Source organism: Massilia luteola, assembly GCF_034420155.1.
Lineage (GTDB): Bacteria > Pseudomonadota > Gammaproteobacteria > Burkholderiales > Burkholderiaceae_D > Telluria > Telluria luteola.
Map to the genome: position 1 here is coordinate 394565 of NZ_JAXOFN010000002.1, position 19051 is coordinate 413615.

The 19051-nt window shown below is 69.6% G+C and carries 18 protein-coding genes; 8 read left to right on the plus strand and 10 right to left on the minus strand.

The genetic code is table 11. The features are described 5' to 3' along the window. Positions 1-4: 4 nt before the first annotated feature. A complete protein-coding gene (locus U9J41_RS04765; RefSeq protein ID WP_322400545.1) occupies positions 5-649 on the plus strand; it encodes a TetR/AcrR family transcriptional regulator in 645 nt (214 codons plus the stop codon). A gap of 27 nt (positions 650-676) precedes the next feature. Here U9J41_RS04765 and U9J41_RS04770 read toward each other — a convergent pair whose 3' ends face one another. Then, on the minus strand, positions 677-1804 hold the full coding sequence (locus tag U9J41_RS04770) for a branched-chain amino acid ABC transporter substrate-binding protein (protein WP_322400546.1): 1128 nt from the start codon (positions 1802-1804) through the stop codon (positions 677-679). Between the two features lie 130 nt (positions 1805-1934). On the opposite strand from U9J41_RS04770, the gene U9J41_RS04775 reads away from it, so the two are divergent. From U9J41_RS04775 to U9J41_RS04785, 3 genes are all read left to right on the plus strand, one after another. Beyond that, positions 1935-2768, plus strand: coding sequence for a MaoC family dehydratase (locus tag U9J41_RS04775; protein WP_322400547.1), 834 nt, complete (start codon positions 1935-1937; stop codon positions 2766-2768). A gap of 76 nt (positions 2769-2844) precedes the next feature. Next, the gene (locus U9J41_RS04780; RefSeq protein WP_322400548.1) at positions 2845-3303 is read left to right on the plus strand and encodes a universal stress protein; all 459 of its coding nucleotides are present in this window, start codon (positions 2845-2847) and stop codon (positions 3301-3303) included. 3 nt (positions 3304-3306) lie between these two features. Next, positions 3307-3741: a universal stress protein gene (locus tag U9J41_RS04785; protein WP_322400549.1), complete on the plus strand. Its 435-nt coding sequence runs from the start codon at positions 3307-3309 to the stop codon at positions 3739-3741. Between the two features lie 22 nt (positions 3742-3763). Here the strand turns inward: U9J41_RS04785 and U9J41_RS04790 are convergent, their stop codons facing one another. Next, complete coding sequence (locus U9J41_RS04790) at positions 3764-4348, minus strand: NAD(P)H-dependent oxidoreductase (protein ID WP_322400550.1); 585 nt, start codon at positions 4346-4348, stop codon at positions 3764-3766. 190 nt (positions 4349-4538) lie between these two features. On the opposite strand from U9J41_RS04790, the gene U9J41_RS04795 reads away from it, so the two are divergent. Further along, positions 4539-4994: a hypothetical protein gene (locus U9J41_RS04795; protein ID WP_322400551.1), complete on the plus strand. Its 456-nt coding sequence runs from the start codon at positions 4539-4541 to the stop codon at positions 4992-4994. 52 nt (positions 4995-5046) lie between these two features. Next, the gene (locus U9J41_RS04800; RefSeq protein WP_322400552.1) at positions 5047-6072 is read left to right on the plus strand and encodes a DUF3108 domain-containing protein; all 1026 of its coding nucleotides are present in this window, start codon (positions 5047-5049) and stop codon (positions 6070-6072) included. On the opposite strand, the gene U9J41_RS04805 is transcribed toward U9J41_RS04800, so the two are convergent. The 6 genes from U9J41_RS04805 to U9J41_RS04830 are packed head-to-tail and all read right to left on the minus strand — an operon-like array spanning position 6073 to position 13923. Continuing rightward, a complete protein-coding gene (locus tag U9J41_RS04805; protein ID WP_322400553.1) occupies positions 6073-10704 on the minus strand; it encodes a pilus assembly protein in 4632 nt (1543 codons plus the stop codon). 10 nt (positions 10705-10714) lie between these two features. Continuing rightward, on the minus strand, positions 10715-11302 hold the full coding sequence (locus U9J41_RS04810) for a pilus assembly PilX family protein (protein ID WP_322400554.1): 588 nt from the start codon (positions 11300-11302) through the stop codon (positions 10715-10717). Beyond that, on the minus strand, positions 11299-12468 hold the full coding sequence (locus U9J41_RS04815; RefSeq protein ID WP_322400555.1) for a PilW family protein: 1170 nt from the start codon (positions 12466-12468) through the stop codon (positions 11299-11301). The genes U9J41_RS04810 and U9J41_RS04815 overlap by 4 nt, the downstream gene beginning before the upstream one ends. Next, positions 12465-12878: a type IV pilus modification PilV family protein gene (locus U9J41_RS04820; RefSeq protein WP_322400556.1), complete on the minus strand. Its 414-nt coding sequence runs from the start codon at positions 12876-12878 to the stop codon at positions 12465-12467. The genes U9J41_RS04815 and U9J41_RS04820 overlap by 4 nt, the downstream gene beginning before the upstream one ends. Then, positions 12875-13537 carry a pilus assembly FimT family protein gene (locus U9J41_RS04825; RefSeq protein ID WP_322400557.1) on the minus strand — a complete coding sequence of 221 codons (663 nt, stop codon included), beginning with the start codon at positions 13535-13537 and terminating at the stop codon, positions 12875-12877. Before U9J41_RS04825 ends, U9J41_RS04820 begins: the two co-directional genes overlap by 4 nt. Continuing rightward, the gene (locus tag U9J41_RS04830; RefSeq protein ID WP_322400558.1) at positions 13498-13923 is read right to left on the minus strand and encodes a type IV pilin protein; all 426 of its coding nucleotides are present in this window, start codon (positions 13921-13923) and stop codon (positions 13498-13500) included. The genes U9J41_RS04825 and U9J41_RS04830 overlap by 40 nt, the downstream gene beginning before the upstream one ends. A gap of 324 nt (positions 13924-14247) precedes the next feature. Here U9J41_RS04830 and U9J41_RS04835 point away from each other — a divergent pair, with 324 nt between their 5' ends. Continuing rightward, entirely contained in the window at positions 14248-16575 is a 2328-nt protein-coding gene (locus U9J41_RS04835) for a GH92 family glycosyl hydrolase (RefSeq protein ID WP_322400559.1), read from the plus strand. A 14-nt stretch (positions 16576-16589) separates the two neighbouring features. On the opposite strand, the gene U9J41_RS04840 is transcribed toward U9J41_RS04835, so the two are convergent. Next, positions 16590-17456 carry a DMT family transporter gene (locus tag U9J41_RS04840; RefSeq protein WP_322400560.1) on the minus strand — a complete coding sequence of 289 codons (867 nt, stop codon included), beginning with the start codon at positions 17454-17456 and terminating at the stop codon, positions 16590-16592. Positions 17457-17747: 291 nt separating this feature from the next. On the opposite strand from U9J41_RS04840, the gene U9J41_RS04845 reads away from it, so the two are divergent. Continuing rightward, complete coding sequence (locus U9J41_RS04845) at positions 17748-18215, plus strand: Lrp/AsnC family transcriptional regulator (RefSeq protein WP_322400561.1); 468 nt, start codon at positions 17748-17750, stop codon at positions 18213-18215. Positions 18216-18240: 25 nt separating this feature from the next. On the opposite strand, the gene U9J41_RS04850 is transcribed toward U9J41_RS04845, so the two are convergent. Beyond that, positions 18241-18969: a DNA-binding protein gene (locus tag U9J41_RS04850; protein ID WP_322400562.1), complete on the minus strand. Its 729-nt coding sequence runs from the start codon at positions 18967-18969 to the stop codon at positions 18241-18243. Positions 18970-19051 lie beyond the last annotated feature (82 nt).

Sequence of the window (19051 nt, forward strand, 5' to 3'; positions counted from 1 at the left end):
CAGCATGAGAATCAGCAAAGAAAAAGCGGCAGACAACCGCACCGCCTTGATCCGCGCGGCGAGCAAGCTGTTCCGCGAACGCGGGATCGACGGCGTCGGCGTGGCGGAGATCAGCAAGGAAGCGGGCCTCACCCACGGCGCCCTGTATGCGCATTTCCGCTCGAAGGAAGAACTGGCACTGGAAGCCCTGTCGCATGGCCTCGACCAGGCCAATTCGCGCATGTATTCGGCGACCTCGGACGGCATGCCCGACCTGTCGCGCTTCCTCGACCATTACCTGTCGCTGGAGACCCGCGACGACTATGGCAACCGCTGCGCGATGGCGGCGTCGGCCAGCGAGATCGGGCGCCAGGACAAGGCAATCAGCGCCCGTTTCGCGGAAGGCTATATGGTGATGGTGCGCGCGTTCGAACGCCAGATCGCGGAGAACGAACCGGGCAGCGATGCGCTCGGGCGCGCCATGGTCGTCGTGGCCACCATGATCGGCAGCCTGGCCGTGGCGCGCGGCGCCGCCAGGGGCAATCCGGCCGTGTCCGAACAGGTACTGCAGGCCGCCCGCCGCCAGATCGACGAGCTGATGCTCGCGCCCGCGCCCGCGCACGCCCCCGTATCCGCGCCCGCGCGCATGGACGACCGGCCCGCGGCCTGATCGTCCGGCGCCGCCGACGGCACGGCTTTACTTCGTGACGCCAATGGCCGTGCGGTGGCCGCCCTTGAACGTGTACAGCGTGAGCACGCCGTCGCGGATGTCGCCGTGGGCGTCGAACGCGATGGTGCCGGTGACGCCGGGGTAGCGCACCTTCGCCAGCGCGGGCAGGTACGTCGCGGGCGCGCTCGACCCCGCCTTGTCCATCGCGGACGCGATCGCCATCACGGCGTCGTACGAATACGGCGCGATGATCTGGACGTCGATGCCGTAGCGCTTCCTGTAATCGGCGCGGAACCTGTCCATGCCGGCCTTGCCCTTGTCTTCGACGCCGCCCGCTTCCGCGCACACGACCTGGCCATCCGCCATCGTATTGCCCGACAGCGGCTGCATCGCGTCCGAGCAGATGCCGTCGCCGCCCATCATGCGCGCATGGATGCCCAGTTGCTTCATCTGGCGCAGCATCGGGCCGGCCACGGCGTTCATGCCGCCGAAGAACACGAGGTCGGGATTGCTGGCGCGGATGCGCGTCAGGATGGCGGCGAAGTCCGTCGCCTTGTCGTTGGTGAACTCGCGCGCGACGGGCGTGACGCCCTGCTGGCGCAGGCTGTTGGCGAATTCCGCGACGAGACCCTGGCCATACGCCGTGCGGTCGTCGATGACGGCGATGCGTTTCGCCGCCATCGTCCGGACGGCGTAGCGGCCCAGCGCGCGGCCCAGCTGGACGTCGTTGGCGACGACGCGAAACGCCGTGTTGTACCCCAGCTGCGTGTATTTCGGATTCGTGGCCGAGGGCGAGATCTGCGGGATGCCGGCGTCGTTGTAGATCTTCGCGGCGGGGATCGTCGTGCCCGACGTCTCGTGGCCGATCACGGCATTCACTTTCGCATCCGCCAGCTTCTGCGCGGCGGCCGTCGCCGCCTTCGGGTCGCCGCCGTCGTCTTCCGGCACGAGCACCCACTTGACCTTCTTGCCGGCGATCGTCGCGCCGCGCGCGTTCAGCGCGTCGACCGCCATGCGCGCGCCGTTTTCGCTGTCCTTGCCGAAGTGGGCGACCGGCCCCGTGATCGCGGCCACATGGCCGATCTTTACGGTCTCCTGGGCAGTGGCCAGGCCGGCCGCGGACAACGCCAACATCAACAACGCTTGCTTCTTCATTCCATCCCCATCTAAAACAGTGATTCTTTATACCAAATTACTAGGGTAGCGTGGATGCGCCGAATTCACAAGTCTTGCAATGGAACGCAAAGTTTCAGGCACAATGGGGTTTTGGTTCCAGAAGTCCACGATGACCGCCGACTCTCCGTCACCGCTGCCCAGACTGGGCGCCGCCGTCCTGCTGCGCGCCCTGTTCAAGCACCCGCGCCGCTTCCATGGCGTGCCGACGCCCCGCACTTCCTACGTCCTCGACCGCATCGACCCGCACCAGCTGCGGCGCTACCGCCAGGCCCTCGGCTTTCGCGACGAAGGCATTCCCCTCACCTATTACTACCTGCTGGCCCAGCGCGCCCACGTCGCGACGATGCTCGACGATGCCTTCCCGTTCCGCCTGCCCGGCACGATCCACACGGAAAACACGCTGCGGGCGCTGGCCGAGCCGCGCCACGACGTGCCGCTGGTGCTGTCGACCACCGTGACCATCCGGCCGCCGACCGAGAACGGCGCCGTCGTCGCCGAGCTGGACACCGTGGCCCGCCAGCGCGACACGGCCATCTTCAGCTGCCGCAGCACCTACCTCGTCGTGCGCGGCCAGCAGGGCCAGCGGCGCGGCCGCCACGAGGCGAAGGACCTGCCCGTGCTGACCGGCTGGCGCCTGCCCCGCAACACCGGCCGCGCCTACGCGCGCATCTCGGGCGACTGGAATCCGATCCACCTGTGGACGTGGTCGGCGCGCCTGATGGGCATGAAGCGGCCGATCATCCACGGCATGCACACCCTGGCGCGCGCCTGCGCCGAGCTGGAACAAGCGTGCGGCCGGCGCATCCTGGCGCTGGAGGGACGCTTCCGCGCGCCGGCGCCGCTCGGCAGCGAACTGGTGCTGGGCGCCGACCTGGCGGCCGGCAGCTTTGCCGTGGGCGGCGGCGGCCGCGTCGTGGCCGAAGGCAGCTTCCGTACCGTTTGAATTTGATCTAGATCAAAGAATTTACAGCGTATATTCGCCATCCTGAGGTCGTCCACCAGACGCCCGGGAGAACGCCATGTATGACCGCATCCTCGTACCCACCGACGGCTCCGACGTCTCCGCCGCCGCCGAACAGGCCGCCATCGCCTTCGCGCGCGCCAGCGGCAGCGAGATCGTCGCACTCGCCGTCGGCCAGCCGCAACCACCCATCGCCAGCGCGGAAGCGGCGATGGCCATCGATCCTGGCGTCGACGACGAGATCCTGCTGACCCGCGCCACCGGATACGCGCGCCGCGTCGCGGACGCCGCGGCTGCCGCCGGCGTCCGCTGCAGCGAGGTGGCGATGCTCGACTACGCGCCGGCCGACGCGATCCTCGCCACCGCCGCGAGCCGCAACTGCGACCTCATCTTCATGGGCTCGCACGGCCGGCGCGGGCTGTCGCGCCTGCTCGCCGGCAGCGTGACGCAAAAGGTATTGGCCGACGCCACCGTGCCCGTGCTCGTGATGCGCCCGCGCCCCGCGCACAAGGCGTAGGCCATGTACCGGCGCATCCTCGTCCCCGTCGACGGGACGGAGCGGGCCGCGGCGGCCCTCGGCGCGGCGCTTGGGCTGGCCCGCCTGGCCGGCGGCACGATCGTCGGCGTGCACGTGGCCGCCGAAACGCCCCTGCTGGCGACGGGCGACGTGGGCGGACCGTTCTACGACGCGTGGCGCAACGAGGCCGACCGGGTCGGGCGCGATGCCCTCGCCTACGTCGTCCGGCGCGCCACCGAAGCGGGCCTACCGTGCGAAACCGTGCTGGCCCCGCCCGGCCCGGCGTGGGACGGCATCATCGCCACGGCGCGCGGGCGCGCATGCGACGTGATCGTGATGGCGTCGCACGGCCGCCACGGCCTGGCCGCGCAACTGCTGGGCAGCGAGACGCAGCGGGTGCTGACCCATTGCGACATTCCGGTCCTCGTGGTGCGCTGAACCGGCCTGCCGCGCTGCGCGCTCACACGGCCGAACCGCCGAGGCGGCGCAGGTGGTCGCGCCACATCGCGATCCGGTCCGCCGACAGCGTATGGGCCCGCCCGATCAGCGTCGTGCGCACGGGACGGATGCCCGCCCGGCCGAGGATCTGGCGCCGCATCATCCTGACGCCGTAACCACCATACCGCCACCGGTACACGACCGCGGGCATGCCCATGCTGACGACGAGCCGCGCGCTGCGTCCGCCCAGCAGGCCGGCGCCGAACGACCGCTGCGGATCGTCCATGAAGACGCCCGGCCGCGTGACGTGTTCCATGAAGCCGCGCATCAGCGCCGGCATGTCGCCCATCCACAGCGGATAGACGAACACGAGGTGGTCCGCGTGCTGGATCGCATCCTGGACGGCGGCGAGCTGCGGCGGCGGCGAGCCATGCCACCATTCGGACGGACTGGTGAGCAGCGGGAAACTCATCCGCGCCGGTTCGACGACGTCGACCTCATGGCCGGCGGCCTGCGCGCCTTCCACGTACGACTGGGCCAGCGCGTGGCACAGGTGCGGACGGTGGCAGTCCGGATGCCCCTGGATCAATAGGATGCGTGCCCCCATCAGTGACCGCCGTGCTCTCGTTCGGGTTGTACCACGCTCATTTCTCGCTTTCGCTATGTATTCTGTCAACTAGGCTAACTGAACACAACGTTGCTACGTTGCGAGATATCAAACGTCAGGGATTTTTTCATGCTACCGGAAGTCTAAGAATATTTCGACTTTCGGGCGCCGGGGGCGCCGGGAGACCAGGATGGCCACGACACGCGCCACGTCGACCCGCCCGCGCGCGCTCTGCGCCGCGCTGCGGCACGGGCGCAAGATGCTGTGCCGGCGCATCGCGGCGATGGCGGCCGGCCCGGACGACACGCTCGGCCACGGCTTCGCGGCCCTCGTCGCGGCCGTCGAAGCGGCCTTCCGCCACGAAGAACTGATCATGGAAACGCTGGGCTACGCCCGCCTGCGCGCGCACCGGGAGGAGAACGCCGTCGTCCTGTCGGCCCTGCACCGCGTGCTGCCGGACGTCGAGCGCGGCGACCATCTCCTGGGCCGCCAGGTGCTGACCGCGCTGGACGAGGTGCTCGCGCTGCACCGCCTCAGCGGCGACCTGGCGCTGGCGCTGGCCGCCCGGGCGCCGGCCACGCGCACCCGGGGCCGGGCGGCGCGCGCCACCCTGCACAGCGCCGCGCACCGCCCGCACACCCGCTGAACACGACGCGGTCCCGCTGGGCGGGGACGGCCGCGCACGCTACACTGGCGGGATGAAGATTGCCGTCCTGTCCCGGCACCGGCGCCTGCTGGTCCTGTGCGCCTGCTCCACCGCCGTCCACCTCGCGCTGCTCGCGATCGTCGCCACGCACGGCGCGGGGCCGTCCGACGCCGCGCCCGCCGACACCGGCCTGAGCGTGCGGCTGGTGCCGCGCGGAGCGCCCGTGCCGGAACGGCCGGCCGCCGCGGCTCCCGTTGCGCCGGCAGCGGTTCCGACGCCGCCTGCCGCGCCCACACCGGCACCGGCACCGGCACCGGCACCGCGTCCGGCCCAGGCCGCCGCGCCCGATGCGCCGGCGGTACCGGCCCCACCGCCCGCCCCCGTCACCGCCCCCGCCACCGACGCCGCCGGCACGCCCCTGGTGCAGATGCCGGGCCGCTACCACGTGCGCCTGCCCGGCCCTGCCCTGCTCACCTACGACGTCGTGCGCCAGGGCGCGGGCGGCGCGGCGACGCCGGCCGGCACCGCGCACCTGTCGTGGCGCACGGACGGCGACCGCTATCTGCTGGATCTGGACGGCCCGCTCGGCCGCCTGCACAGCGAAGGCGCGAGCGGCGACGCGGGCATCGCGCCGCGGCGCGCGCGCGAGGACACGGACAACGGTCCGCTCGTCACCGAATTCGATGCCGACGGCCACCGCGTGCTGTTCCGCGCGGCCGGCACGGAAAGCCCGGACAACGTGGGCATCCAGGACCGCGCGTCGCTGCTGATGCAACTGGCCGGCATCGGCCTGGCCGCGCCGGACCAGTTGACGGAGTCGGTCGACATCGTCGTGGCGGGCGCGCGCGACCTGCGCATCGCGCGCTTCCGGGTGCTGGGTCAGGAAGACGTCGCCACGGCCGCGGGGACGGTCAACGCCTGGCACCTGGCCGAGCTGGGGGCGCCCGGCATCGCGCGGCTGGACGTCTGGCTCGCGCCGGAACGGGGCTGGCTGCCCGTGCAACTGCGCGTGGACGACGGCGGCGCGCGCGTCACGCAGACGCTGCGCGCCATCGGACCGGCGCCGGCCGCGCCCTGACTATTCGCGCACGCGGCGCCAGCCGGCCTTGCGCGCACTCTGCGCGGTGGCGGCCGGCAGGTCGAACGGCGTGTTCTTGCCGTCCGCCGTCGTCGCGATCAGCTTCAGCGCGCCGCTCGGCAGGCGCACGATGATGAAGCCCACGGCGGCCGAGCTGTTCGACAGCGTGCGGCCGACGATGGCGTTGTTGTCGCTGTCGACGAGCAGCGGCTGCGCCGTGCACACGTCGAGCTGATACAGGTTGCTCGTGCCGCCGACCGAACACGCCGAGGACGACGTCGGCAGGTTGGACACGACGTTCAGCGTGCCGGAGACGACCTTGGGATCGAGGTTGACGCGCTCGCCGCGGTTCTGGTCGAGGTCCATATACCAGCCGGACTGCGTGCCCCAGTCGACGGTCGTGCCGCCGATCGCATACGTCTCGGTGCCGCCGGCCGTGTTCTTGGTCAGGCGCATCTGGGCCATCTTCGCGGCCGTGCGCCAGTCGACGGCGGGGATGCCCGTGCCGGCATCCTTCAGCACGTAGACGCTCTGCGTGTCCGTGGTCGCGATGTCGGACAGGTCGAGCAGGCGCCCCGTGCCGTACACCACCATCGTGCGCGCAGCCGTGCCGCCGACCTGGCACAGCGTGATCTCCGGGCGCGTCGTCACCGGCTGGGCCGCGCCCCCATCGGCCATCTGCACGACGGCGGGCGCGCCGCCCGCCGTGTAATCGAAGCGGAACATCCGGCCCTGGTTGTCGCCGCCGTAGACATAGGTCACGAGCGGATCGGTCAGCGGATTGGCCGTGATCGCCGTGATGCGCGCGAAGCCGGACGGCGTCGTCGTGTCGCCGTCGCCGGTGCTCGTCTTGTCCAGCACCTGGCCGGTCGCGACGTCGACGACGTACAGGTAGCCGGCCCCGCTGCCGCCGCTCACGCCATCCGTGCCCGGCACGTTGTTGTAGCCGGACGTGAGGAACACGACCCAGTGTTCGGCGCCGCCGCCGTCCTTCCACGTGCCGAACTGCGGGTTGCCGAACGTGAGGCCGATGTCGGCGTCGAAGGCGGTGCCGCTGCACACGGCCGCGTCGGCGCACAGTTCCCACAATGCGTGCGGGTGCGCGGGGTCCGTGACGTCCAGCGCGTAATACCCGCGCCCGCCCGCGTTCAGGCCCGCCACGAGCACCGCGCGCCACGTGCCGCCGATCTTGACGTCGGCCACCTCGGGCGCGCCGTCCGTCGTGAACTGGTGGTTCGTGCCGTACGTCGTGCTGGCCTGCAGGTACAGCTTCTTCATCGTGATGCGCGGCGCGTACGCCCACAATTCCGTGCCGGCCGCCGCGTCGAACGCGTGCAGCATGCCGTCGTTGGCGGCCACGAACACGGTCGGGCGGCGCGTGGCGTTCGCCGCCTTGTAATCGGCGTAGCCGGCGATCGAATAGCCCTTGCGCGGATCGCGCAGGTACGCCGGTTTCGACGACGCGATGTCGCCCAGCACGATCGGGATCGTCGCCGTGAGGCCGGGCGGATTGTGGTCGGTGCGCGTGTAGGCGCGCAGGATCGTGCCGTCGGCGTACTGCTGCTGGCCGCGCAGCCAGTCGACGATGGTGGCGCCCGCGTTGACGGTGGCGCGGTCGGTGGACGACAGGCCGGCGCACTGCGCGAGCGCCGTGCATTTGTTGTCGAACCAGGCCTTCTCGGTCGCCGTCAGGTTCGCGTAGGTGAACGCCTTGAGGCCGCCGTTGGCCATGTCGGCCATCCAGATCGTGCGGGTGTCGCTGCTGTCGGCGACGAGGCGGCCGACCGTGTCGGACGACGTCCACGCCGCCGTGGTCGAGACGGCGCCCGTGACGGGATCGATCTTGCGGTCCGACAGTTCGCCGTACCAGCGCACCGTGGTGAACGTGGACGAGAAGATGTCGTTGTCCTGCTGCGAGATGTTCGGCGTCGACGTCGCGGCCGCGGACGCGGCGCCGATGCGCACCTGGATCGACGACAGCGCCGAGCCGAGGCCCTGCACGACCTGGGTCGGGTCGGACGCGCTGAAGTAGTGGCCGTGGCCATTGACGGCGGCATGCCACAGGTCGTCCACGCGCGACTGGTACGCGGCCGAGCCACTGGAGTCGCCCGTCTTCGGGTCCGGCCACACGTAGGCGCCGTTGCCGTTCCACGGGCAACCGCTCGACGCGCCCGAGATCAGCTTGTAGAAGTCGCCGCCCGGCACCGGGGCCGAATCGTATTTCTCTTCGTAGTTCATGACGCCGTCCACGCCCAGGCCCAGCGCGTACGTGTTCATGTGCAGGCGCGTGTTCTCGCCCGTCTGCGCGGGCACGAGGCCGGGCTTGGTCCAGTCCTCCAGCGACGAGCGCAGCGACGACGTCGCCGTGTTCGAGCCGCCGTTGTACCAGTACAGCGCGACGTCGGCCAGCGAGTTGTACGTCTGCGCGCTCGGGTCGTAGCAGCCGCTGCCGCGCGTACAGAACCGCGCCGCGCTCTCGACGTTGTCGTTGTTGACGACGGTGGACGCGGCGCCGCCGTTCCAGTAGCCGTCGGTCGTGATGAACGTGAAGTTCTGCTGGCACGGGTACTGCACGACTTCCGAGCCGGCGTCCGCCACGTACGGACTCTGGTTCGCGTACATCTTGCCGATCGCGTACAGGGCCTGGCGCAGCGGCGTCGAGTTGCTGCCGTCCATCGCGTACAGCGCCGTGTACCAGTTCGCGCGGGCCGTGCCCGTGAATTGCTGGGGCGGCGTCATCGCACCCTCCGCCGCCGCCGTCGACAGCGAGACAATCCCCACGTTGTAGTTCGACGTGAGCGACTGGAACGCCAGGCCCACGGCCGTCTTCATCATCTGGTTGCGCGTCTTGTAATACGCGTACCAGTTGGCGAAATTCGTCATCTCCTCGTCGTACGTGCACGTGCTGCCGACGCAATCGGTGCGGCCGGCCGCCTTGGGATAGCTCGTCACGGTGGGGACGACGTCGGTGCGCACGAACACCGCGGCGCCGCTGCCCAGCGGCGTGGCCGTCACCGGAATCGCGTCGTACACGGCCGGCACGGGCGCCGACGCGGCCGTCGTCGCGAAGCTGATGCTGCCGCCGTTGTTGGTGAGCGTGCCCATCGTGATCGCGGCACCGCCCGCGGCGGCGGCGCTGTCGACGACGCAGATCGTGTTGGTGCTCTTCGCCGCGCACACCTGCGAGACGGCGTTGCCGCCGAGGTAGGCGGCGATGCTGCCCTGGCTGCCGATGTCGCCGGCGATGGTGGACGCGACCGACGTGCTGCTCGCGCCCTTGCCGAAGGTCCGGTCGGCCGCGATCAAGGTCGTGCCGCCCAGCTTCGTGCCGGCGGCGAGCACCGTGCGGCTGCTCGAGAACTTGCTGTTGCTCGCCGTGCCCGACACCGTGATCAGCGCGGTGGCCGGCTGCGCGGCGATCGCGACGGTCGACGGCGCGTCCACGGTGATGGCCCAGCCGGAGCGGCTGCTGTCGGTCAGGACCGAGCAGACGCCGATCGATTTGCTGCTCGTCCCGGCGGCGCAGTCGATCGGGACCACGGCCACCACGTTGTCGGTACCGAGCGTGATGCCGTAGGTCGAGCAGGCCGGCACGCCGTAGCCGGACACCGGCGTGCGCACGCAGGCCAGGTACTGGTTGGTCAGGCCGGTCTTGGCGATGATCGAGGCCGCGAGCGCCGTCGCCACCGTCGCCTGCTTGCCGACCGTGTCGGTGCCGGTCGCCGCCGTCACGGCGGTGTTCGTGATGACGACGGCGCCGCCCGGTTCGGCGACCGACACGCCGTTGATCGCGATGGTGCCCGCGGCCGCCGACGTGCCGATCGTGATGGTGCCGTAGGCCGCGACCACGCCGCCGTTCGGATTCGAGAAGCGCGGGTATTTGAAGCTGCCGACGTATTTCGACTGGCAGTTCGTCAGCGCCGTGCTGTCGCACCAGCGCACCTTGGCCGGGAACGGATAGCCGGCCGGCGCCGGCGCACCCACGGCGGTGGTCACGCACGTCGTCAGCGCGGCGGTGGTGCAGTATTCGGCGACGTTGATCCTGTAGTAGTACGGGTTCGTCGAGTACGCCTGCGCCGTGTAGCGCACGTCGTTCGGATAGGTGTAGGTCGCCGAGTTGTACACGCAGTTGGCGTAGTTCGTGTCGCACCAGCGCAGGTCCGGATATCCGGTGGCGAGGTTCGTGCTGGTGGCGCTGCTGCCCAGCATGTCGCGCTTGTTGACGTTGAAGCCGTCCGTCGCGACGGCCGTCCAGCCGGTCGTCGCGCTGCGCGTCATCGACGTGTACGACGTGCCGTCCGCGCGTACCGGCGGCGTGTAGCGCACGCCCGGGTTGTAGTACTGGCGGTTGAAATCCGCGCTGCTGAACGGCGGATGACCGACCGTGCAGCCGCGCGTCCCGCTCGACATCAAGGCGCGCGAGCGGCACGTCGAACTGTCGTCGATGTAGTCGGGCGTGAACGTGCTGGCCATCGAACCCGAGTTATCGTACAGGAGCATCAGGTTCGGCTTGACGTTGCCCGTGCCGTCGACGTTGAGCAGCGGGAGCTGGGCGATGCTGGTCACGGCCGCGCCGGCGGCGCCGGCCAGCATCAGGGCCACGAGGCCCAAGAGAGCGAGGATTTTTTTCATGATGGACAGGTCAAGCGCCGATCAGGACGATCATCTGGTTGGTCACGTTGGCACCCCGGCCGCCGGTGATGCGCGCCGTGATCACGTAATGGAGCTGCGGCGTCCCGGCGTACGACGGCGCGTCGGACGCGAGGCTGGCGCCGGCCGCCACCGTGGTGCCGAGCGTGGCCGTGTTGGCGGCCGTCTGCATGCAGCGGTTCGCGCCGGCGTACGTGCCCGCCGACGCGCACAGGCGGTGGATGACGTATTCGATTTGAGTGCCTTCGTCGCCGTCGATCGTCCGGCTGCCCGTCCAGAACCCGGCGTCGCGCGGCTGGCTGGCGGCGTCCCACGTGGCGACGTAGCCGTTCGCCGTATCGTCCTGGTTCAGCGCCGCCTTGTTGGTCTGCGCCGTCTGGCTCAGCCAGGCGAACGCCGTGTGCAGGCCGAGGTCGGCCTCGCGGCTCAAGGTCGTGTCGTACGCCAGGTTGCCGGTCGTGAGCGCCGTCGAATTCACGGACTTGAGCAGGTAGACGCTCCCGAGCAGCATCACGGCCAGGATGATCAGGATGACCGGCAGCGCCATGCCGCCCATCCGCGCGGGTCGCCGGGCCATCATGGATTCGGCCTCCAGCCCGCGTTGCGCAATGTAACGACCGTCTCGAACGCGCGGTAGCGGTAGCAGCGCCAGTCGACCGGATCGCCGCTCACCGCGACGTTCACGGTGACCGGCACGGCAGTGACACCGGCCGGCGCTGCGTCCGCGAACACCACCGGTTGCGCGGTCGTCGTCGTGCAGGCCGCGCCGGCAGCCGGGTGTTCCACGGCCTTGCTGCGCGCGACGACGGCCAGGCGCACGGCCGCGATGTGCTGCCAGTCGGCGGCGTCGCCGGCCGTGCCCGAGCCGTCGGCGTCGATCATCGCGGCCGACCACTGGTTCACCTGCAGGCCGTTCTGCGGCAGGAACGCGCTGCCGGTGCGGGTGTCGAAGCCGTACTGCGCCTTGACGGAGACGATGTCCTCGGCCACGGTCGACGGCTGCGCCGACGCGTCGTCCGGGCCCGTCGCCTGCAACTGCAGGTAGCCGTCCGCCACCGACCAGGAACGGAACGAGAGACTGTCGACGGGCCCGAGGTCGAACATGCGCGCGCCATACCCCTTGAAGGTGGCGGTCGGCGTGCCGCCGTTGAAGCGGATGCCGGCGTCCGCCGCCGCCGTCACGCGGGTGGCGGTCGAATCGCTGTCGGAACGCTGCACCATCAGGCAGTCGCCGCCCGGCTGTTCCGGCGCGACGACGAGCACGTCGCCCTGGTTGAAGCCATAGACGATGCGGTCGACGTCGAACTGAGTGGCGCCCGCGGCGGCGTCGCTCGTCAGGCGCAGCGTGGGCGTGCCGCCCATCGAGGTGCCGGCATAGAACGTGACGCGGTCCGGATCGGCGTCGTGGGCTTCGATCACGACCGGCGCCAGCGGCGTCACGTCCGTGGTGCCGCGCGTGGCCGGGGCGAGCCGGTAGCCCTTGGTGTCGCTGAACTGGGTATTGCAGCCGGCGATGATCGGGTCGTTCAGGCCATAGCCCGCGCTGCGCGCATCGTTACTGAGCGAGAACAGCGCGACCATCCCGTTCTGCATTTCGTCCGACCCGCCCAGCGCGGCATTGCGCGTCCGCTCGGCGCCGCCGACCATGCGCAGCGCGAACAACAGCGCGAGCAGGCCGATGACGACGCTGACCATCAGCTCGACGAGCGAGAAGCCGTGGCCGCGGCTGGCGGGCGCGCGCATCATGTCGCCGCCGCCAGGTACGCGACGACCCGGTGCGCGTTCTGCGCCGCGCCGGCCTTGCGGGTCCAGGAAATCGTGATCTCGACGCGCGTGCGGCCCGTCGCCGGCGTGACCGTCACGAGGATCTGCGCGTCCGGGATGCGTCCACGCGTCTCGTCGTACCACGGCTGCAGGCGCGCGGTCGGCGTGCCGTCGGCCGCCAGTGCGTAATCGCCCGCGTTCGCGAGGTCGACGGCCATCGTGCCCAGCAGCTTGTCGGCCGCGATGGTCGCCTCGGCGCGCATGCCGGCGTCGGCCAGCGCGCTCATCGACCGCGCCTGCAGGCCGACCGCACCGAGCAGGCCGATCGCCAGCAGCAGCGCGGCCACGATAGCTTCGATCAGGGCCATGCCCCGCTGGCGGCGCGCGATCATGGCGGACACCCGCGCACGTCGTGCGCCGCCGCGGCCGGATCGCAGACGGCGGCGATGCCGGCCAGCGTCAGCACCACGGCCAGCGGCGCGAAGGCATGCGCACGCGTGAGCGACGGCGCGAGGTCGATGCGCGCCAGGCGCGGCGCGACGGTCGTGTCGACCCACCCCAGCGGCGTGAAATACACCTCGGTGGCGCCGGACGGACTCACCGCAAGAGACAGGTCGCGCGCGCCCGGCATCGCCTCGGCGCTGCGGCCGATCGAGCGGAACACCTGGTCGGGATCGGGATCGCCGTCGGCATCCGCCGTCGCGCTGGACCAGGTCCCGGCGTCGCCATTGCACGGGACGCCCGAGGTCGGGAAGCAGATGTCGACGCGCCAGTCCATCTTGCCGTTGGCGGCGTTTTCCGTCAGTACGAGGCGGCTGTGGCTGTTGTGCGCGATCGCGGTGTTGCGCGCGAGCGCGAAGCCGTCCTGGTAGAACACGGCGGCCGCCAGCGCCTTGCGGCCCAGCAGCCAGTCCGACATCGACGGCAGGCCGACTGCCAGCATGATGCCCATGATCGCGACGACGACGACCGCCTCGATCAGCGTGAAGCCGCGCATCCGGCGCGGCCGCGTCACTGCACGCACTGCGCGCCCTTGCGGTCGATCCAGCACGACGTGCTCGTGTCCCACCCGGTCGGCGCGCCGGTGGTCGCGCGGTTGCCGTTCTGGTCGATCGTGTAGACGAAGCCCGCCACCGGGCCGGCGCCCGTCGCGGTCACGGTGTAGGCGGACGCCGTGGCGCCGCTCAGCGTGAACGTGAAATTGGCGCTGTTCTGCGGCAGCCGGTCGAAGCCGTCGTAGGTGTGCGGGCTGCTGCTGTTCCAGTAATCCTCGGCGGCCGTCGGCACGCTGCCGAGTCCCGAAAAGGCTTCGGTCAGGCGCGCGCGCGTCACGTAGTCGTGGTAGGCCGGCAACGCGATGGCGCTGAGGATGCCGACGATCGCCACGACGACGAGGATCTCGATCAGCGTGAAGCCGCGTTCGCGTCGGTTGGACATGAAGCGAGTTTCCATATACTTTGGGTTAAAAGTTTCCGCGCGACAATATTAGCGCAGCATTGCGCATTGTGGCCGGAAAAATGCGAAAAATCGGGGCCTTTTTGCGCAAAAACGTCGCCGGACTCGCCGAGGGCGGCGGAAAACTTACCAAACTTTTACAAGGATTTGTCAGTTTCACAAGCGCCCGCCGGCCCGCGACCGCGCGCATTCCTGTTGCCGGTTGTGAAAGTTTCGCGCTATGTTTCTGGTTTGACCGCGCACTGCCGACGATCCGGCGCGCGCTCGCCCGCACGGGGCCATCCCCCGACACGCACTGGAGACACTATGGGTTCCCGCTTCAGCGGCAAGGCCACCCTGCCCCTTGCCATCGCCGCGCTGTGCGCCGGCGCCTTCGCCCACGCGGCCAGCCGCACGGACAATGTCGACGTCTTCATCGGCACCGGCGGCGACGGCCACACGTTCCCGGGCGCGACGCGGCCGTTCGGCATGGTGCAACTGAGCCCGGACACGCAGGTGCGCCACTTCCGCCAGAGCTATCCGTGGGCGGCCGGCTACCGCTACGAGGACGATTCCATCCTCGGCTTCTCGCACACGCACTTCTCCGGCGCGGGCCACTCGGACCTGGGCGACGTCCTCCTGATGCCGACCAGCGGCGACGTCAAGCTGGAGCCGGGCTATCCCGAGCGCCCGTTCAGCGGCTACCGCTCGCGCTTCGCGCACCAGGACGAACATGCGGAACCGGGCTATTACGCCGTGAGGTTGCTCGACAACGACGTCGACGTGGAACTGACGGCCAGCGAGCGCGTGGGCCTGCACCGCTACCGCTTCAAGCGGGGCGCGGACGCGCACGTGATCCTCGACCTGCGCGCCAGCATCTACGACTGGTCCGGCAAGAACCTGTGGTCGCGCCTGCGCCTGCGCGGCAACGACACCGTCACCGGCATGCGCGAGACGCGCGGCTGGGCGCCGGGCCGGCAGCTGTACTTCGCCATCCGGTTCTCGCGGCCCATCGTCAGCCACCAGTTGCTGAACCGCGAGGAAGGCGTCGAATACAAGGGCTTCGCGGGGCCGGGCAGAACGCCGGCCGACAAGGTCCTCGTGGAGGGCAAGGCGCTGGAGGGCACGTTCGGCTTCGGGCAGCCCGGCGACGCCACGGTGCTCGTGAAGGTGGCCGTGTCCGGCGTGAGCGAGGACGGGGCGCTGGCGAATCTCGCCGAAATGCCCGGCTGGGACTTCGATGCCGAGCGCCGGCGCGCGCACGACGCGTGGGAACAGGCACTGGCCGCCGTCGACGTCGACGCGCCGCCCGCCATGAAACGCATGGTGTACACCAGCCTGTATCACGCCATGCTGGCCCCGAGCCTGTTCATGGACACCGACGGCAAGTACCGCGGTCCCGACAACCAGGTGCACGAAGCGCAGGGCTTCCGCTTCCACTCCACGTTCTCCTTGTGGGACACCTATCGCGCACTGCATCCGCTGCTGACGCTGATCCAGCCGGCGCGGCGCAACGTGGACTTCGTGCGCTCGCTGATCGAATCGCAGAAGGCCAGCCCGTACGGCATCCTGCCCGTGTGGCAGTTCGCCGGCCAGGAGACGTGGTGCATGATCGGCTACCACGCGGTGGCCGTGATCGCCGACGCGTACATGAAGGGCTTGACGGGATTCGACGCCGACGAAGCGCTGCGCGCGATGACGTCCAGCGCCGAGTACGGCCCATACGGCGGCCTGCGCTACTACATGAAGCTGGGGTACGTGCCGATCGACCTGGAACCGGAAGCGGCGTCGAAGACGGTCGAATATGCGTTCGACGACTGGACCATCGCGCGCATGGCGGAAAAGATGGGCCGCCGCGACGTCGCCGACCGCTACTACAAGCGCGCGCAGAACTGGCGCAACGTGTTCGATCCGGTGACCGGCTTCGTACGCGCGAAAAAATCGGACGGCCGGTTCCGCACGCCGTTCGATCCGGTGCGCTCGAATTTCGGCAGCGACTACACCGAGGGCAGCGCGTGGCAGTATTCCTGGTATATGCCGCACGATAACGCGGGCCTCGTGAAGATGCTCGGCGGGGACGCGGGCCTGGTGTCCAGGATCGACCAGGTGTTCGACGCGAAGATCGATCCCGCCGTGTACGCGCACATGGAAGACATCTCCGGCCTGATCGGCCACTATGCCCACGGCAACGAGCCGTCGCACCACGTGGCCTATCTGTACAACTATGCGGGCGCGCCGTGGAAGACGCAGGCGCGCCTCGCGCAGATCGTCGCCAGCCAGTACCACGATACACCGGACGGCCTCGCGGGGAACGACGACCTGGGCCAGATGTCGGCCTGGCTCGCGTTCACGGCGCTGGGCTTTTATCCGGTGGCGCCGGCCAGCAACGAGTACGTGATCGGGCGGCCGTTCGTCGAACGCGCGGTGCTGAATCTGCCGAACGGCAAGCGCTTCACGGTGCGGACCGAAGGGCTGGCGGACGCGAATCCGTATGTCGGCAGCGTGACCCTGAACGGCAGGCCGCTCGCGCGCAGCGTGCTGCGGCACGCGGACATCATGGCGGGCGGGGAACTCGTGTTCCGCATGCAGGCCACGCCAGACAAGGCGTGGGGTAAGGCACTGTCGGCGCGACCCTACACCCAAACCCCGTATTGATGCCGTCGCATGCGTTATCGACGTCGCACGCTGGCGACGACGACGCCGGCCAGGATGACCGCGAATCCGGCCGCGTGATACAGGTGCGGCGGCTCCTTCAACAACGGCCACGCCGCCAGGGTGGCGAACAGCGGGATCAGGTACACGGTCAGGCTGGCGCGCGCCGGCCCGGCGGTGGCGACGAGGCGGTCGAAGAAGAAGTAGGCGCCCAGGCTCGGCACGACGGCGAGGAAGACCAGCGCGGCGTACAGGCGGCCGTCGCCGAAATCGGCCACGGTGCCGGTCGCCGCCTCGAATGCGGCGAACGGCGCCAGCACGAGCGCGCCGCCGCCGATCAGCGCGGCCAGCTTCACGGCGGCGGGCAGCGGCGGCAGCGGCAGCCGCTTGTTGAAGACGGTGTAGCACGACCAGCCGCAGGCGGCCAGCACGACCCACAGGTCGCCGCGGCCGAATGCCAGCTGGCCCAGCGCCGTCACGTCGCCCTTCGCCAGCACGACCAGCACGCCGAGGATCGCGAGGAACAGGCCGCCGGCCTGGCGGCGCGACAGCGGCGCCTTCCACACGAGCGTCTCGATCATCGTCACGAGCGCGGGGCAGGCGGCAAAGATGATGCCGACGTTCGCGGCGCTCGTGTGGCGTGCGCCCACGTATTGCGGGGCGGTCGCGAGGCCCATGCCCAAGCCGGCCAGCAGCAGGATGCGCCGCCAGTTCGCGCGCAACGTGTGCCGCAGCGCCCACAGGCGCGGACCGCACGAGGGCATCAGGATCACGAAGGCCAGCATCCAGCGCCCGAAAGCGAGGAAGACGGGCGGGATGCCCGCGCCCTGGGCCCAGCGGGCGACGACGAGGTTGGCCGCGAACAGCGCGGGGGTGATCAACATGAGCGGCAGTTCGGCTGCGAAGGGATCTCCCCGGTAGCCGGCGCCCGCCCGTGACACTGCATTCGACACGTGGACTCCTGAACGAAAAGCGGCTGGCGCAGCCACGCCCGGGTCGGGAATGCTGCGCCGCAAAAAGCTGGTAAGCGAGCAGCAATGGTAAGGGAGCACGCGCAGAATGTGCTTCTATTCGATAGCGATAACACCGCCATTTTCAGAAGGATCGGCTGGCAATCCGCTAAAATGGCGATGAATTCTCCATGTCTATACAGAAACCACGAAGGAAGCACTGCAATGAAAGACGGCCAGCTGGACGAGACCGACCGCCAGATCCTGCGCACGCTCAGCCGCGACGGGCGCATCAGCAACCAGAAGCTGGCCGAGACGGTGCATCTGACGCCGACGCCATGCTGGCACCGCGTCAAGACGCTGGAGGACGCGGGCTACATCACGGGCTATGTCGCGATGCTGGACCAGCGCGCGCTGGGCATGCCGGACACGGTGATCGTCGAGGTGACGGTCGACCGCCACGACGACGAGATCTTCACGGCATTCCAGGACGCGCTGGCCGACCTGCCGGAAGTGATGGAGGCGTATCTGCTGTCGGGGGAATACGACTACCTGATCAAGGTGGCCGTGTCGGGAACGGAAGGCTATGAGCGCTTCCTGCGCCAGAAACTCTATAAGCTGCCGGGGGTGACGCGCACGCGCTCGACGTTCACGCTTCGCTGCCTGAAACGCGCGCCGTCCGTCGCCCCGTGACGGGCGACGGCGCGCCCGCCGTACGTTATTTCTTGCCCTTCAACTCGGTCAGTTCGGCCCGCAGCTTGCTGCGCTCCGCCGTCGACTTGTCGAGCTTCGCGCGCAGGTCGTCCAGTTCGGCGGACAGGCTGTCGCGCGCCGTGGTGGCGCCGACCAGCTCCATCTCGGCGCGCAGGCGCGCATCCGATTCCGCGGCCATGTCGGCCACCTTGCGCTCCAGTTCCTGGCGCAGCTGGGTCAACTGCTGTTCCTTGCCGTCGATCGCCAGCTGGTCCTTCGCCTTGCTGACCAGGGCATCCATCGCGACCTGGCGCGCATTCTTGAGTTCCGCATTCAGGCGTTCGATGGTTTCGTCACGCTCGGCGATGGCTTCTTCCGACGCCGCCGTGGCGCTGGCCATGTCCTCGCGCAGCGCATCGCGTTCGTCTTCGAGCGACTCGCCGGCCCGGCGCAGGGCCTCGATATCGGCCTCGTTGCGCGCCAACGCTTCGCGGTCGCCGGCACCGCTCTGTTCGGCGAACTTCAGCGCCCAGTCCGCGAGGCCGGCCAGCAGTTCCGGCGGCAGTTCGGCCTTGGGCGGCGCGGGCGGCTTGACGTTGGCCGCACGCCACGCAGCCAGGTGCTTGAAGATGGCGTTCGGCGACCCTTCGCCGAGGAAGTCCTGCACCGCTTCGATGGTGATCGCCTCGCCATCTTCCTGCAAACTTTCGGCTGCGCGCGCAACGTCGTCGAATGTGACTTCTTGGCCTGCCATAAGGTCTTGACTCCTGCTTCGTTGGATTTCGGAGTGCGTATGATACTTCCCGTAGAGAAATTCCGCAGGCTTCCGGGCACAA

What these genes read in the sequence shown, in the direction of transcription:
- U9J41_RS04835 (WP_322400559.1), top strand. Translation starts at nt 14,248, where the DNA reads ATGGGTTCCCGCTTCAGCGGCAAGGCCACCCTGCCCCTTGCCATCGCC.
- U9J41_RS04775 (WP_322400547.1), top strand. Translation starts at nt 1,935, where the DNA reads ATGACCGCCGACTCTCCGTCACCGCTGCCCAGACTGGGCGCCGCCGTC.
- U9J41_RS04795 (WP_322400551.1), top strand. Translation starts at nt 4,539, where the DNA reads ATGGCCACGACACGCGCCACGTCGACCCGCCCGCGCGCGCTCTGCGCC.
- U9J41_RS04805 (WP_322400553.1), bottom strand. Translation starts at nt 10,704, where the DNA reads ATGAAAAAAATCCTCGCTCTCTTGGGCCTCGTGGCCCTGATGCTGGCC.
- U9J41_RS04785 (WP_322400549.1), top strand. Translation starts at nt 3,307, where the DNA reads ATGTACCGGCGCATCCTCGTCCCCGTCGACGGGACGGAGCGGGCCGCG.
- U9J41_RS04830 (WP_322400558.1), bottom strand. Translation starts at nt 13,923, where the DNA reads ATGTCCAACCGACGCGAACGCGGCTTCACGCTGATCGAGATCCTCGTC.
- U9J41_RS04780 (WP_322400548.1), top strand. Translation starts at nt 2,845, where the DNA reads ATGTATGACCGCATCCTCGTACCCACCGACGGCTCCGACGTCTCCGCC.
- U9J41_RS04845 (WP_322400561.1), top strand. Translation starts at nt 17,748, where the DNA reads ATGAAAGACGGCCAGCTGGACGAGACCGACCGCCAGATCCTGCGCACG.
- U9J41_RS04765 (WP_322400545.1), top strand. Translation starts at nt 5, where the DNA reads ATGAGAATCAGCAAAGAAAAAGCGGCAGACAACCGCACCGCCTTGATC.
- U9J41_RS04810 (WP_322400554.1), bottom strand. Translation starts at nt 11,302, where the DNA reads ATGATGGCCCGGCGACCCGCGCGGATGGGCGGCATGGCGCTGCCGGTC.
- U9J41_RS04815 (WP_322400555.1), bottom strand. Translation starts at nt 12,468, where the DNA reads ATGATGCGCGCGCCCGCCAGCCGCGGCCACGGCTTCTCGCTCGTCGAG.
- U9J41_RS04840 (WP_322400560.1), bottom strand. Translation starts at nt 17,456, where the DNA reads ATGTTGATCACCCCCGCGCTGTTCGCGGCCAACCTCGTCGTCGCCCGC.
- U9J41_RS04770 (WP_322400546.1), bottom strand. Translation starts at nt 1,804, where the DNA reads ATGAAGAAGCAAGCGTTGTTGATGTTGGCGTTGTCCGCGGCCGGCCTG.
- U9J41_RS04850 (WP_322400562.1), bottom strand. Translation starts at nt 18,969, where the DNA reads ATGGCAGGCCAAGAAGTCACATTCGACGACGTTGCGCGCGCAGCCGAA.
- U9J41_RS04800 (WP_322400552.1), top strand. Translation starts at nt 5,047, where the DNA reads ATGAAGATTGCCGTCCTGTCCCGGCACCGGCGCCTGCTGGTCCTGTGC.
- U9J41_RS04820 (WP_322400556.1), bottom strand. Translation starts at nt 12,878, where the DNA reads ATGATCGCGCGCCGCCAGCGGGGCATGGCCCTGATCGAAGCTATCGTG.
- U9J41_RS04790 (WP_322400550.1), bottom strand. Translation starts at nt 4,348, where the DNA reads ATGGGGGCACGCATCCTATTGATCCAGGGGCATCCGGACTGCCACCGT.